This window comes from Microbacterium trichothecenolyticum, from assembly GCF_041938625.1.
Lineage (GTDB): Bacteria > Actinomycetota > Actinomycetes > Actinomycetales > Microbacteriaceae > Microbacterium > Microbacterium trichothecenolyticum_D.
In genome coordinates this window covers 105,650-119,759 of sequence record NZ_CP169427.1, presented here as the reverse complement: position 1 = coordinate 119,759, position 14,110 = coordinate 105,650, and the positions used below count along the sequence as shown (strand labels likewise).

Here is a 14,110-nt window from a genome sequence, read left to right as displayed (position 1 = left end):
GTCACGCGCGCGCCGCCCGGTAGACGTCGGTCGCGGCATCCGTCCCGCCGCCCGCAGGGACCGTCGCGCCGAAGCGCCGCAGCACGGCCTCGAGGGCGGCGAGAGTGGTGAGCACCGCGTCCTCGCGGGCGTTGTAGCCCATCGTGCCGATGCGCCATACCCGCCCGTGCAGCGGGCCGAACGACGTGCCGATCTCGATGCCGAAGTCCTCGAGCAGCGCGGCCCGCGCGGCGTCGCCCGGCACCCCGGCAGGGATCTCGACCGCCACGACGTTGTTCATCTTGTGCCCGAGGTCGCCGAACACCTCGAGGCCGAGTCCCTGCACCCCGGCGAGCATCGCCGCCCCGGCGACCCGGTGCCGCTCGATGACGGCGTCGCGGCCCTCCCGCAGCAGCACCCGCGCGCACTCTCGCGCGGCGTAGAGCATCGAGGTCGCCTCGGTGTGGTGGTTGAGGCGCCGCGGCCCCCAGTAGTCGAGGATCATGCCGAGGTCGAAGTAGTTCGAGCGCACGAAGTCGGCCGCCGACGCGTCGCCGTCCTCGCGGATGCCCGCCTCGATGCGCGCCCGCGACCGCACCACCTCGACGGCGCGGTCCGACAGCGTGATCGGCGCCGACCCCGACGGACCGCCCAGGCACTTCTGCAGGCCCGCGGTCGCGGCATCCACCTCCCATTCGTCGGCCTCGAACGCGTTGCCGCCGAGCGACGCCGTGGCGTCGGTGTAGAACAGCACGCCGTGCTTCGCGCACACCGCGCCCACCTCATCCAGCGGCTGGTTCATCGTCGTGGACGTGTCGCCCTGGACGAGCGCGAGCAGCGTCGGCTTCACCCGCACGACGGCCTCTTCGATCACCGACACCGGGAAGACCTGCCCCCACGCGGTCTCGATCGTGTGCACCTCGGCGAGCGCCCGCTCGGCAATCTCGGCGAGCAGGTGCCCGAACCTGCCGAACACCGGCACCAGGACTCGGTCCCCGGGTCGGATCAGCGAGATCAGCGCCGCCTCGATCCCGGCGCGCGACGTGCCGTCGACCAGCAGCGTCGCGTCGTTCGCCGTGCTCCAGACGCCCCGGTACAGCTGCTGCGTCTCGGCCATCGTCGCCGTCATGAACGGGTCGTACTGCCCCACGAGCGGCGCGGACATCGCCCGCAGCACGCTCGGATACGCCGAGATCGGCCCCGGGCCCATCAAGAGGCGCGCAGGCGGGTCGATCGGGCCGGGGATCAGGGTCATCGGTTCGCTCCAGAGGTGGAAAGTCGGTCGGCGAGCCGGCGCGCGAGGCGCACCAGCGCGATGTCGGTGCCCTCGCGCGAGACGAGGCACACGCCCACCGGCGCGGGCCCCAGCGGACTGGGCACGGTGAGCAGCGGTGCCGACAGGGCCGGAAGGCCCGCCACCGCCGCCGGCGTCGTCATGCGCAGGGTCGCGGTGCGCACGGCGTCGATCCGGTCACCGGCGAGCCCTCTCGCAGGCGCCGCACCCGGTGCGGTCGGAAGCAGCAGCACGGCGCCGCGCACCCGGTCGCGCACGAGGTCGCGGAGCGGGGCGAGAAGGGAGCGAGCGGATGCCTCGTCCTCGGCGGTGACCGCGGCGGCGGCGCGGAACCGCTCGGCGACGGCGGGGCCGACCGCTCCCGGGTGGGCTTGGAGCCAGGTGCCGTTGTTGCGCCACGCCTCGGCCGCCTGCACGGTGCGGAACGGGACGAGGTAGTCGTCGAGGGCACCGAGCGACACACGGTCGATCGCCGGCGCATCCGGGCCTGCGGCGAGGGCGCCGAGCAGCGTCTCGAATGCGTCGCGTGTCGTCGGCTCCGCCGAGTCGAGCGCCTCCTCAGGCACGGCGAACCGCCACGGCAGATCCTCGCCGGACTCACCCCATCGGCCGCGGCCGGGATCGTCCTCGTCGGTTGCCGCCGACGCGTCCGACCCGTCGTAGCTCAGGCACCAATCGGCCACGCGCTGGAGGGTGTCGCCGTCGCGGGTGAGCCACCCCACGGTGTCGAACGACTGCGCGAGCGGCAGCATGCCCTGGCGAGGGACCAGCCCGTGAGTCGTCCGCAGGCCCCACAGCCCCTGGTACGACGCGGGAACGCGCACCGATCCGGCGGTGTCGGTCGCAAGGCCGATGTCGGCCTGACCGGTCGCGACGGCAGCGGCGGGTCCGCTCGACGATCCGCCCGGGAGGGCGCCCGGCAGTGCGCCGTTCGGCGGCGTGCCGTAGTGGGGGTTGTCTCCCGCGATGGAGTACGCGAACTCGTCGGTGCGGGCGATGCCGCGCAGCGATGCGCCGGCGCGCAGGAGATCCGACACGGCGGGCGCGGTCGTCGTCTCGGGGCGGGCGCTGTCGAGGTAGGCCGGGTTGCCCGCGCCGATCCGGTAGCCCTTGATGGCGAAGAGATCCTTGACGGCCACCGTGAGCCGCGCCAGCGGTCCCTCCCACGCGCCCTGGAACAGGGGGTCGCCGACGGTACGCCAGACGGTGCGGTCGAGCGGCTGCGCCCGCGGGGTGACGTGGGCCGCGGTGATGCGCCATGCGCCGGCGATCCGCTGCCACAGCTGCGTCTGCAGGCCGCGCCCGCCGCCGGCGTAGCGCGACACGGACACCAGGAGCGCAGCATCCGTCCCGACGGGCCGGTACTCGATGCGCTCGATCATGCGCGGCGCGACCCCGCCGCGCGTGCCCCGGAAGGCCGAGATGGCGTCATGGCCGACGAGCAGCCCCGCGCCGTCGCCGCGCAGAGTGTCAGGGCCAGGCGCGAAGGTGTCGTCGAGCACCGCGATGTCGTCGGCGACGATCGCCGCCTCGTAGCGCTCGAAGGCCGCGAGCAGATCGGCGGGGACGGGTGCCTCAGCCACGGGTCACCGCCCCGAAATCCGCCTCGCGGATGCGCGCGTGAACACCGCAGACGATGTCGACGACCTGCGAGATGTCGAAGTCGGTCGCCGCGGAGAGGTAGGCGTAGGCGAGGTGCTCGGCCATGCCGTACCGGGCCTGCAGGAGGGCGAGCGCCGCGCGGACCGCCTTGCGCATCGCCTCGCCCAGGTCGGGGTCGAGCCCGGTCGGCACGAGGTACTCGTCGGTGTGCACGAGCGGCCCGGCGAGCTCGCCGAACGCGGCGAGCGCCTCGTCGCGCGGCACCACGTCGAACCGGAGCGTGGCGCGCAGCGATGCTTCGAGCGCGGTGAGCGCGACCTCGCCGTCCCCCTGCGCGAAGTGCGGGTCGCCGATGTACGCGAGCGCACCTTCGACCTGCACCGGGAGGTAGAGCACGGCGCCCTCGACGAGCAGTTTGATGTCGATGTTGCCGCCGTGCTCGCCGGGCGGCACCGAGTGCGGACGGTCGTCGGAGTCGACGGCGACGCCCATGGTGCCGAGGAACGGCGCGAGCGGGAACTCCACGACCCGATCGCCGCCGTCGACGAGCGGCAGCACGCCGACCAGCCCGGTGTCGCGGACCTCGACGGGAGCGAAGACGCTGACGTTCGCGCTCCCCCGGGGCAGCTCGCCCGGCAGCGCGCCCTTGCCGTGACGATTGGATATGACGCCGTAGGGAACGCGGGGGTCGAGGTGTTCCACGCTGATCTTCAGCAGGTCCCCCGGGGCCGCGCCGGCGACGTGGATCGGGCCCGTGACGACATGGGGCCCGTCGGCCGCCGGGTCGCGTGCGAGCGCGGCGGCGATCTCCACGGCGTCCTCCAGCACGGATGCCGGCTCCACGCCGTGCGCTCCGAAGAACGCCAGCGGATCCTTGCCCTGGTCTTCGAGGATGCCCTCGTGGCTCACCGTGTCGATCGTCACGGTGTCGCCGGGCGCGATCGTGAGGACCGCAGCATCCGTCCGGCAGGGAAGCCGCCCCCACATCACCGTGGCGGGTGTCGCCGGAAGGTAGTGGTCGCCGGGGCGGGGGCCCGTTCCCGGCTGCAGGATCGTCGTCGACATGCTGTCAGTGAACCCCACCGAGGTTTCGTTCGCATGACGGGGCGTCATGCTGGGCGCGACCGCGCCGGGCTCTGCGAATCTCGAACGCATCAGTCGGCAGCATCCGCCTTCTCGAACTGGGCTTGCAGCTCGTCGAGGGCGACCGAGTCGGTCGTGACGGACTTCTTGCCGTCGTAGACGTCGCGATCGATCTCGTTGCTGGCGTTCGCGACGAGCATGGCGACGAAGGTGTCGCCGTTGACGTTGAGGAAGGTGCGGAAGATCCCGGCGAACCAGTCGACCGCGATGAGCAGCCCGACGGCCTCGAACGGCAGTCCCAGGGAGGTCGCGAGGAACATCGCGACGACGGGGAAGCCGCCGGGCACGGTGATGGTGCCCATGTTCAGAAGGATCGCGAGAGCCATGCCCAGGACGATCGTGCCGAAGTCGAGGGTCATGCCGCCCGACTGCGCGAGGAACATGACCACGATCATGTAATTGAGCACCGCCCCGTACGAGCCCATGGTCAGCCCGACCGAGAGCGTGAAGTTCGCGACGTTCTGGCTCACGCCGACCTTCTCGACCGCCGAGCGCAGGACAGTGGGGAAGGTCACAGCCGAGCTCGTCGTCGTGATGGCGATCAGCGTCTGGTCTGCGAGTTTGCTCGGCAGCTTCGCGGGGTTGAGGCCCGTGCGCAGCCAGACGACGGCGACGAACAGGGCGAAGACGATCAGCACGCCCAGCAGCGTCGATCCGAGGTACTTGAGGGCGCTCGCGACCACCGCGAATCCGACGGTGCCGGCGAGATTCGCCAGCAGGCAGAACACGCCGATCGGAGCGATGAGCATGACGAACCGGATCATCGTCAGCACGACCTGCTGGATGGAGTCGAACAGGTCGAGCACCAGACGGTTGCCCGTCTTCGCGATGTACGCGTTGAGGGCGACCCCGAACAGCAGCGAGAAGATGATGATCGGCACCATCATCGCGGTCGACATGGCGGCGAAGATGTTCGTGGTGATGAAGTTGAGCAGGGTGTCCTGCCAGCCGGTCGCCTCACCCGCGGCGTCCTGCAGCGCGGGGTCCACGGCGCCCGTGAAGTCGATCCCCGCCCCGGGCTGGATGACGACGCTGATCCCCCACGCGACGATCGCGGCGACGACCGAGAAGCCGATCATCCACTTGAACGTGCGGAAGGCCATCTTCCCCATCCCGGATCCGCTCATCGAGCCGGTGGCGACGATGACCGAGGTCATCACCAGCGGCACGATCGACATCTGGATCAGTCGGATGAACATGTCGCCGATGAACTTGAGGTTCGCCGCCCACTCGCCCACGACGAGGCCGAACGCGATCCCCAGGATCGCCGCGACGCCGATCTGGAACGCGGGGTGCTTCACGGTCTTCTTCATGTCGGCTCCATTTCGCTTGACGTCAGAGCACGCTCGGACGTCGGGATGCGATCAGGCTAAGGAGCTTCGATCCCCGAAGAGGGCGAATTGGTAGGACCGTAACGCGGTTTTTACACGGCCATGATTGTCCGAAACGTGATGTTTACGTGCCGGCGCGATGACCGCCGGGTGATTGGTCCTACCGGGAGCGTTGTCCGTGCCTCGCGCGGCCGGGACATGCGGACGTGTCAGACTGGGGAGGCAGCCGAGGGGTCGCGCTGCGCCCACACCGCCTGTGGCCCGTCTGGAGGGCAACCGTGACCGACCGCCTGCAGCTCGGTCGGCTCGCCCGGGAGGGCGGGTCGGTCGCCGACGACGTCGTTCGTCATCTGCAGCGTCTCATCGTCACCGGCGTGCTCGCGCCCGGCGAACGGCTCGCCCCGGAACGCACGCTCGCCGCGGAGCTCGGGGTCTCGCGCAACGCCCTGCGCGAGGCGCTGCTGCGTCTCGAGCTGCTCGGGCTGCTCGACCGACGGCAGGGCCGCGGCACACGTGTGTCGGCGAACCTGCCTCTGACCAGCACCTTCACGGCGCACCTCGAACAGGATGCCGCCCGGTTCCACGACTCGGCCGAGCTGCGCACCGTCGTCGAGCCGCAGATCGCCCGGCTCGCCGCGGGGCGGATCCAGGCCGACGAGATCGCCGCGCTGACCGAGCTGCTGCGCCAGTCCGCGGCGGCTCCCGACGCGGACGAATCGGTCCGCCTGGACGTCGCCTTCCACGTCGAGGTGGCTCGTGCGACGCGGAATGCGCTTCTGGCATCGCTGAGCGAGCTGACCGTCGCCTGGACCGTGGAGGCGCGAGTGTACTCGCATCTGGACGATCACGGCCGCCGGCTGTCGTCCGCAGGGCACGGGCGGATCCTGCGCGCCCTCGCGGCGCACGACGGCGACGCGGCCGAGGCCGCCATGCGCGTGCATCTCGACGAGATCGCCGAGGTCATCGAAGCGGTCCGGGCGGGGACGCCTGTCGTCGACTGATCCGCCTGATCCCCGGGAAGCGGCTTCGTCGCGTCCGCCGGGGGCACGTGTCATCCCCTGGCCGTGGCCCACTCCGCGCGCAGCAGCCTGCCGGCAGGCCGACCGCGGAAGCGCGGCGACTCACCGGGTCCGCCGTCGGTGATGTCGAAGACCGGTCTGCCTCCCAGCCACGTGCGCCGCACGCGCCCCGTGAGCACGCGGCGGTCGTAGGCCGTGATCGGGTTCTTGTGGAGGAGCTCTTCGGCGTGGATCTCGAAGGGGTCGTCGAAACCGAAGACCGTGAGGTGCGCGGGCGCGCCCACGGCGATGGCCCCCGCGCCCTCGATACCCGCCACCGCGGCAGGGCCGGTCGTGTACAGCGGAAGGATCTGCTCGAGACGGATGCCGCGGTGACGAGCCTCGGTCCATACGGCGGAGAGGCCCACCTGCAGCCCCGCGATCCCGCCCCACGCGAGGCCGAAGTCACCGCCGCCCGATCGCTTCAGGTCGACGGTCGACGGGGAGTGGTCGCTCACGATCGCGTCGATGGTGCCGTCGACGACGCCCTCCCACAGCAGGTCACGGTTGGACGCCTCGCGGATCGGCGGGCAGCACTTGAACTCGGCCGCGCCGTCGGGGATCTCCTCCGCGGCGATCGTCAGGTAATGGGGGCATGTCTCGACGGTCAGAGCGACGCCCTCGTCCTTGGCGGCGCGGACGGCCGTCAGCGAGTGGGCGTCGCTCAGGTGGAGGATGTGGGCACGCGCGCCGGTGCGGCGCGCCTCGGCGATGACGGCGTCGATCGCCGAGGCCTCACTCGCGGCCGGACGGCTCGCGAGGAACGCGCCGTACTCGGGACCGAGTGCGCCGCTCGTGACGGGAGAGTCGCGCAGCAGCGCGGGGTCTTCGGCGTGCACGATCAGGCGCGAGCCGAGCGCCGCGATCTCCTCCATCGCGGCGGCGAGCTGCGCACGGTCGAGGTGGCCGAACTCGTCCACCCCCGACGGCGACAGGAAGCACTTGAACCCGTATACCCCCGCCTCGTGCAGCGGGCGCAGCGCCCCGAGGTTCTCGGGCACCGCGCCGCCCCAGAACCCGACATCGATGTGAGCGGATGCCGCAGCCGCCGCCCGCTTGATCTCGAGAGCTTCGACGGTCGTCGTCGGCGGCACGGAGTTGAGGGGCATGTCGACGATCGTCGTGACGCCGCCGGCGGCCGCCGCGAGCGTCGCCGAGCGGAAGCCCTCCCACTCGGTGCGGCCCGGCTCGTTCACGTGGACGTGCGAGTCGACGAGCCCCGGGAGCAGGACCGCGTCGTCAGGCACGATCGTCGTGCCGCGCATCCCCGAACCCGGTGTGGAGATGCCGGTGATGACGCCGTGCTCGAACTCGATGTCGGCGGGCCGGAACGCGCCCTCGATCCACGCCTGCGCTGCGCGGATGCGGCCGCTCGCGCCTCGGCGGGTGCTCACCTCGGTCATCGGAACTCCTTCTGCTCGTGGCGCCAGCATCCTCCACATGTGTTCCCGAAGCGATGCCTCGCCGTTTCGCCGGTGTGAATCGACCGCGGGTCACAGGCTCGTCACAACGGCGAAACCGCGCGGCGGTAGTGTCCCCGTCGGAGGCACCGACGTGAGCATCGAAGAGTTCAACCAGCTGGACACGGCGTCCGCCCGCACGCTCGTCGCGGTGTGGGCGGCGATCCCCGCGTGGGTCGACGCCGTCGTCGCGGGACGGCCGTACGGCTCGGTCGACCTGCTCGCCTCCCGCGCCGCCGACCTCGCCGCCGGGTGGACCCGCGCCGACCTCGACGCCGCTCTCGCGCACCACCCACGGATCGGCGAGAGGCCCGTGGGCGCGGGCGCAGAAGCTGCGGCATCGCGTCGCGAACAGGCGTCGATGACGGATGCCGCCGCCGATGTCGCCGGACGGATCGCCGCTGGCAACGCGGCCTACGAAGCGCGGTTCGGGCGGGTGTTCCTCATCCGCGCGGCGGGCCGGTCTCCCGAGGAGATGCTCGCCGAGCTCGAGCGCCGCCTCCGGGGCGACGACGAGACCGAGGCCGCCGAGGCGACGGGCCAGCTCGCCGAGATCGCCCTGCTGCGCCTTCGCGCTGCGATCCACGACGGCCACCAGGACGACGAAGGAGCTGCAGCGTGAAGATCATCATCATCGGGGCCGGCATCGGCGGCACGAGCGCCGGCATCGCTCTCAAGAACCTCGGCCACGACGTGGTGATCTACGACAGGATGCGCGAGAACAAGCCGGTCGGCGCGGCCCTGTCGCTGTGGTCCAACGGCGTCAAGGTGCTCAACTGGCTCGGCCTGAGCCGCGAGGTCGCCGCTCTCGGCGGCCGCATGGACCACATGGCGTACCTCGACGGGCACACCGGCGAGCAGCTGTGCCGCTTCAGCCTCGACCCGGTCACGCAGCAGACCGGTCAGCGCCCGTACCCGGTGGCGCGCGCCGACCTGCAGGCGCTGCTGATGCACACGTTCGGGATGGACCGCATCCATCTCGGAAGACAGATGGTCGCCGTCTCGGACGACGGCCGCACCGTCACCGCGACCTTCGCCGACGGCTCGACCGACACCGCCGACATGCTCATCGGCGCCGACGGCGCCCGGTCGATCACGCGCGACTACGTCACCCGCGGCGGCGGCGACACCCCCCGCATCGAGCGCACCTACTCGGGGTACACCAACTTCAACGGGCTCATCCCCGGCGACCCGCGTATCGGCCCCGCCGACCAGTGGACCACGTACGTCGCCGAGGGCAAGCGCGCCGCCGTCATGCCCGTCGAGGGCGACCGCTTCTACTTCTGGTTCGATGTGCCGCAGCCGGCCGGGGTGCGGTATGAGCCCACCGACGGCATCGCTCCCCTCGTCGAGGCGTTCGGGGGCTGGGCGCCGGGCGTGCAGGCGCTGCTGGGCGCCATCGATCCGGAGGTGTCGCTCAATCGGGTGGAGATCTGGGACATCGACCCGTTCCACACCTGGGCGCGCGGCCGCGTCGCGATCCTCGGCGACGCCGCACACAACACCGCGCCCGACATCGGGCAGGGCGCCTGCTCCGCACTGGAGGACACCTTCGCCCTCGCCATCGCGGTGGCGACCAACACGGTGAGCGTCGAAGACACCCTTCGCCGCTACGAGCGCAGCCGCACCGAGCGTGCCGGGGAACTCGTGCTGCGCGCGCGCAAACGCGGCGACGAGACCCACGGGTACGATCCCGACGCCACCGCCGCCTGGTACGAGAGCCTGCGCGGCGCCGACGGCGTGGGCATCATCCGCGGCATCGTCGGCAACATCGAGGGCAGCCCCATCAACCTGGGCGCCGGCGTGATCTGACGCACCCGCCCTCCGAACCCACTCGGCGTCGCCGCTCTCGCGGCAGGCCATCGTCCTCACGGCGACGGGGCCCCGGTATCCGGTCTCCGGGTGCCCGCCGCCGTCCTCCGGCAGAGGGCGCTCGCGCACTGCCTCCGCCTCCTCGTCGGACACTGGCAGGTCCCCGGATGCGCGACACCCGCTCCTCCGGGTGCGCCTGGTCCGTGGCTGTGCGGATCCGACTCGCTCGTGTGCGCTCCGTTGCGGTGGATCGACCATAGAGGGGCATTCGCGCGGGCGCCAGCCCGTCGACCGAGTCGTCGTCGGGAATTCACGTGGTGAAACAGGACCGCAATGGCCCGACAGTCCGCAGCAGCACGCTTCCGGTCGCGGTCCGGTCGGAAGGTCCCGCAAAGGCATGGGCCTTTCGCCCCTTCACATCTCCTTCGCACTGAGGTACACCCGAAAGGGAAGGACGGTGATGCGCGATGAACGACTCTTCCCCGGCGGGCCGCAATCCGGCCGTGGAGCGCCTGGACGCCTCCGCGTGCTGGAAGTACCTGCAGACCGCCGAACTCGGACGGCTCGCCGTCGACAACGCCGACGGCGCCCCCGACATCTTTCCCGTCAACTACGTCGCCCACGAGGGAGCTCTGTACATCCGCACGGCCCGCGACGCGAAGCTGCTCCACATCGCGCAGCACCCGATGGTGGCCTTCGAGGTCGACGGTGCTGATGACGAAGACCACTACTGGAGCGTCGTCATCCGCGGCACGGCGGAGCGCGTCACCCGCGACGAGGAGATCCGCGACAGCGGGGTCCGCACGCTCGCATCGTGGAGTCCCACAGCGAAGTTCTTCGTGATGAAGGTCGTCGCGAACACCGTGACGGGCCGGCGGTTCCCGCAGCACGCGAGCCGCACGGATCCCCTCATGGCGTTCGAGGGCGATGCGACGCTCCCGACTCCGCCCGAGTCATCGCCCCCGCCGCGGGCCGAGAGGCCGGCGCCGATCCCGCACTTCACGCCGCGCACCGGTCCGCAGGACACGCTCCCGGGACCGCGCGCCGACGGGTGACCGCAGATGTCGACGGCAGGCGCGATGTCAGGCGGTGAAGACCGTGTGAACGTCGCCGACGACCTCGCGACCGCCGAGCACCGTCAGTTCCATGAGCACCGCGGTGCCCACCACCACGCCGCCCAGCGTCTTGACGAGCTCGTGCGCCGCGACGAGGGTGCCGCCGGTGGCGAGCACGTCGTCGACGAGCAGCACGCGGGTGCCGCCGGCGATGTCGTCGTGCGCCTCGATCGTCGCCGTGCCGTACTCGAGCGCGTAGGAGACGGATGCTGCGGGCAGAGGCAGCTTGCCCGCCTTGCGGATCGGCACCAGGCCCACGCCGGCCTCCATCGCCACCGAGCCCGCGAGCAGGAACCCGCGCGCCTCGACCCCGGCGACGACATCGAAGGACCCCTCGAACGGGGCGATCATCGCGTGGATGACGGTGCGGAGGGCTCGGGCATCCGCCAGCAGCGGCGTGATGTCGCGGAACTGCACGCCCGGCTCGGGGTAGTCGGGTATCGTGCGGATGAGGGATTCGGCGCGCGTGAGGGCTTCGGAGAGCACCCGCCAACCCTACGCCCGAGCCCTGTGTGTCATTCGTTACGAGGGGGTGTAAGCGCTTGCAGTATGCTGGCCGGATGACCTCCGCAGAGACCATCGAGCGCACGGACGCGTTCCTCACCACCGTCGGCGGCGAGTGGTGGCGCACCGCCGTCATCTACCAGATCTACCCGCGCTCCTTCGCGGACGCGTCGGGCGACGGCATCGGCGACCTCCCCGGCATCACCTCGCACCTCGACGACCTCGCCCACCTCGGCATCGACGCCATCTGGCTGAGCCCGTTCCAGCGCTCGCCCCAGAAGGACGCCGGCTACGACGTCAGCGACTACTGCGACGTCGACCCGCTCTTCGGCACGCTGGCCGACTTCGACGACATGCTGGCCGCGGCGCATGGGCGCAGCATCCGTGTCATCGTCGATCTCGTCCCGAACCACTCGTCCGACCAGCACGAGTGGTTCCAGCAGGCCCTCGCCGCGGCTCCTCACAGCGCCGAGCGTGCGCGATACATGTTCCGCGACGGCAAGGGCCGCAACGGCGAGCTGCCCCCGAACAACTGGGAGTCGGTCTTCGGCGGCCCCGCGTGGACGCGCGTCGTCGAAGCCGACGGCGAGCCCGGCCAGTGGTACCTGCACCTCTTCGACTCGTCGCAGCCCGACTTCGACTGGTCGAACGAGGAGGTGCGCGAGGAGTTCCGCCGCATCCTGCGCTTCTGGCTCGACCGCGGTGTCGACGGCTTCCGTGTCGACGTCGCCCACGGCCTGGTGAAGGCCGAGGGGCTGCCGGACTACATCCCGAACCCCGAGGCCGGCTCGATGGGCGGCGAGGCGGAGAACGTCCCGTACTGGGGCCAGGACGCCGTGCACGAGGTGTACCGCGACTGGCGCAAGATCCTCGAGGAGTACGAGGGCCACCGGGCCCTCGCGGCCGAGGCGTGGCTGCCCACCGCCGCGCGCACGGCCGAGTGGGTGCGCTCCGACGAGATGCACCAGGCCTTCAACTTCCCGTACCTCGAGACGAAGTGGAACGCCGCCGACCTCCGCGAGGTCATCGACGTGTCGCTCGACGCGTTCCCCGGCGTCGGTGCGCCCTCGACGTGGGTGCTGTCGAACCACGACGTGGTGCGCCACGCGTCGCGCCTCGCGCTGACCGCCGAGAACCCGCAGGGTCACGGCATCGGCCCGGACTCGCCGGGTCAGCCGATCCGCGAGGTCGGACTCGCTCGCGCCCGCGCCGCCACGACCCTCATGCTCGCGCTCCCCGGCTCGGCGTACCTCTACCAGGGCGAGGAGCTCGGCCTGCCCGAGGTCATCGACATCCCGGGTGACGCCCGTCAGGACCCGACCTGGTTCCGCACGAACGGCGAGCGCTACGGCCGCGACGGCTGCCGCGTCCCGATCCCTTGGAACGCGGACGCCCCGGCCTACGGCTTCAACGAGACCGGTGCGTCGTGGCTGCCCCAGCCCGCCGAGTGGGCCACGCTCGCGCGCGACGTGCAGACCGGTGTCGAGGGCTCGACCCTCGAGCTGTACCGAACGCTCCTCGCGGAGCGCCGCGAGCGGTCGCTGGGTGCGGGCTCGCTGGAGTGGATCGACGGATATGGAGCGGATGCTGTCGCATTCCGCAACGGGAATGTCACCGTCGTCGCGAACACGGGTTCCACGCCGATCGCGCTGCCGAGCGGTATCGTGATCGCGTCGAGCGGTCCGGTCGCGGACGGGGAGCTCCCGGGCGACACGACCGTCTGGATCCACACCGCCTGACACCTGCGCTGATCGACAAGAAGGTACGGTGACGACGTGGTCAGCATCGACGAGGTCGCGCGCGCGGCGGGCGTCTCGACGGCGACCGTCTCGCGCGCGCTGAGCGGCCGCGGCCACGTCTCGGCGGGCGCGAAGGCGAAGGTCGAGGAGGCCGCCAAGAGCCTCGGCTACGTCGTGTCGGCGTCGGCGTCCAGCCTCGCGTCCGGGCGCACGCGCAACATCGGCGTGCTGGTGCCCTTCCTCGACCGGTGGTTCTTCTCGACGGTGCTGAGCGGGATCGCGTCGGCGCTCATGCGCCGCGGGTACGACATCACGCTCTACAGCCTCACCGCCGACCGCGCCGAGCGCCACGATGTGTTCGACACGTTCCTCAGGCGCCAGCGCGTGGACGGGGTCATCGCGATCTCGCTCGAGCTGGGGCAGGAGGAGACGGAGCGCCTCGTCGAGCTCGACCTGCCCGTGATCGCGATCGGCGGGCCGAACCCGCTGCTCACCACCCTCACCGTCGACGACGTCGCCGTCGCGCGACTGGCCACCGAGCACCTGCTCGCGCTCGGCCACCGCCGGATCGCGCACATCGGCGCGAGCCCCGAGTTCGACATCGACTTCCACATCCCGACGCAGCGCCGGCAGGGCTTCGAACTGGCACTGGCCGACGCCGGCATCGAGGTCAGCCCGTCGCTGTTCGAGCCCGCCGACTTCACCATCGAGGGCGGGTTCCGCGCTGCGAAGCAGCTGCTGGGCAAGCCCGGCAGCCGGCCGACCGCGATCTTCGCCGCCTCCGACGAGATGGCGATCGGGGCACTCCTCGCGGCCCGCGAGCTCGGCTACCGCGTGCCCGAGGACCTCTCGGTCATCGGCATCGACGGCCACGAGCTCGGCGAGTTCTTCCGCCTCACCACGGTCGACCAGTTCCCCCTCGGCCAGGGGGAGCGCGCGGCTGACGCGATCCTCGAGGCGCTGGAATCCACGGGTACCGCGGCCCCGACGCACCGTCCGGGCGAGCTGCCGTTCGAGCTCATCGTGCGCGGCTCGACCGCCCGCCTCCCTCAGTAGGGCGGGTCGGCCGGTCC

Annotated in this window: 12 protein-coding genes; 6 read left to right on the top strand and 6 right to left on the bottom strand. The window is 71.4% G+C overall.

Features of this window, described 5'->3' with window-relative positions; genetic code table 11:
• Nucleotide 1 precedes the first annotated feature (1 nt).
• The 4 genes from ACEYYH_RS00570 to ACEYYH_RS00555 form a co-directional block, all read right to left on the bottom strand.
• Entirely contained in the window at nt 2-1,234 is a 1,233-nt protein-coding gene (locus ACEYYH_RS00570) for a pyridoxal-phosphate-dependent aminotransferase family protein (protein ID WP_374976378.1), read from the bottom strand.
• Nucleotides 1,231-2,856, bottom strand: a complete 1,626-nt coding sequence (locus ACEYYH_RS00565) for an AtzH-like domain-containing protein (protein WP_374976377.1) — start codon at nt 2,854-2,856, stop codon at nt 1,231-1,233. The genes ACEYYH_RS00570 and ACEYYH_RS00565 overlap by 4 nt, the downstream gene beginning before the upstream one ends.
• Nucleotides 2,849-3,940 carry an acetamidase/formamidase family protein gene (locus ACEYYH_RS00560; RefSeq protein ID WP_374976376.1) on the bottom strand — a complete coding sequence of 364 codons (1,092 nt, stop codon included), beginning with the start codon at nt 3,938-3,940 and terminating at the stop codon, nt 2,849-2,851. The genes ACEYYH_RS00565 and ACEYYH_RS00560 overlap by 8 nt, the downstream gene beginning before the upstream one ends.
• 89 nt (nt 3,941-4,029) lie before the next feature.
• Nucleotides 4,030-5,331, bottom strand: a complete 1,302-nt coding sequence (locus ACEYYH_RS00555; RefSeq protein ID WP_374976375.1) for a dicarboxylate/amino acid:cation symporter — start codon at nt 5,329-5,331, stop codon at nt 4,030-4,032.
• A 296-nt stretch (nt 5,332-5,627) separates the two neighbouring features.
• Here ACEYYH_RS00555 and ACEYYH_RS00550 point away from each other — a divergent pair, with 296 nt between their 5' ends.
• Nucleotides 5,628-6,350, top strand: a complete 723-nt coding sequence (locus ACEYYH_RS00550; protein WP_374976374.1) for a FadR/GntR family transcriptional regulator — start codon at nt 5,628-5,630, stop codon at nt 6,348-6,350.
• A 50-nt stretch (nt 6,351-6,400) separates the two neighbouring features.
• Here the strand turns inward: ACEYYH_RS00550 and allB are convergent, their stop codons facing one another.
• Nucleotides 6,401-7,810 carry an allantoinase AllB gene (gene allB / locus ACEYYH_RS00545; protein WP_374976373.1) on the bottom strand — a complete coding sequence of 470 codons (1,410 nt, stop codon included), beginning with the start codon at nt 7,808-7,810 and terminating at the stop codon, nt 6,401-6,403.
• A 151-nt stretch (nt 7,811-7,961) separates the two neighbouring features.
• Between allB and uraD the strand changes: the two genes are divergently transcribed.
• From uraD to ACEYYH_RS00530, 3 genes are all read left to right on the top strand, one after another.
• Nucleotides 7,962-8,489, top strand: a complete 528-nt coding sequence (gene uraD / locus ACEYYH_RS00540; protein WP_374976372.1) for a 2-oxo-4-hydroxy-4-carboxy-5-ureidoimidazoline decarboxylase — start codon at nt 7,962-7,964, stop codon at nt 8,487-8,489.
• Complete coding sequence (hpxO, locus tag ACEYYH_RS00535) at nt 8,486-9,679, top strand: FAD-dependent urate hydroxylase HpxO (RefSeq protein ID WP_374976371.1); 1,194 nt, start codon at nt 8,486-8,488, stop codon at nt 9,677-9,679. The genes uraD and hpxO overlap by 4 nt, the downstream gene beginning before the upstream one ends.
• A 467-nt stretch (nt 9,680-10,146) precedes the next feature.
• Nucleotides 10,147-10,734, top strand: a complete 588-nt coding sequence (locus ACEYYH_RS00530; protein ID WP_374976370.1) for a pyridoxamine 5'-phosphate oxidase family protein — start codon at nt 10,147-10,149, stop codon at nt 10,732-10,734.
• A gap of 27 nt (nt 10,735-10,761) precedes the next feature.
• On the opposite strand, the gene ACEYYH_RS00525 is transcribed toward ACEYYH_RS00530, so the two are convergent.
• Nucleotides 10,762-11,280, bottom strand: a complete 519-nt coding sequence (locus tag ACEYYH_RS00525; RefSeq protein ID WP_374976369.1) for an adenine phosphoribosyltransferase — start codon at nt 11,278-11,280, stop codon at nt 10,762-10,764.
• A 74-nt stretch (nt 11,281-11,354) separates the two neighbouring features.
• Between ACEYYH_RS00525 and ACEYYH_RS00520 the strand changes: the two genes are divergently transcribed.
• Entirely contained in the window at nt 11,355-13,037 is a 1,683-nt protein-coding gene (locus ACEYYH_RS00520; protein ID WP_374976368.1) for an alpha-amylase family glycosyl hydrolase, read from the top strand.
• A gap of 36 nt (nt 13,038-13,073) precedes the next feature.
• Complete coding sequence (locus ACEYYH_RS00515) at nt 13,074-14,093, top strand: LacI family DNA-binding transcriptional regulator (RefSeq protein WP_374976367.1); 1,020 nt, start codon at nt 13,074-13,076, stop codon at nt 14,091-14,093.
• Nucleotides 14,094-14,110 lie beyond the last annotated feature (17 nt).

Coding starts and splice junctions, on each gene's coding strand:
- ACEYYH_RS00560 (WP_374976376.1), bottom strand. CDS start 3,940: ATGTCGACGACGATCCTGCAGCCGGGAACGGGCCCCCGCCCCGGCGAC.
- ACEYYH_RS00570 (WP_374976378.1), bottom strand. CDS start 1,234: ATGACCCTGATCCCCGGCCCGATCGACCCGCCTGCGCGCCTCTTGATG.
- ACEYYH_RS00555 (WP_374976375.1), bottom strand. CDS start 5,331: ATGAAGAAGACCGTGAAGCACCCCGCGTTCCAGATCGGCGTCGCGGCG.
- ACEYYH_RS00530 (WP_374976370.1), top strand. CDS start 10,147: ATGAACGACTCTTCCCCGGCGGGCCGCAATCCGGCCGTGGAGCGCCTG.
- ACEYYH_RS00520 (WP_374976368.1), top strand. CDS start 11,355: ATGACCTCCGCAGAGACCATCGAGCGCACGGACGCGTTCCTCACCACC.
- allB (WP_374976373.1), bottom strand. CDS start 7,810: ATGACCGAGGTGAGCACCCGCCGAGGCGCGAGCGGCCGCATCCGCGCA.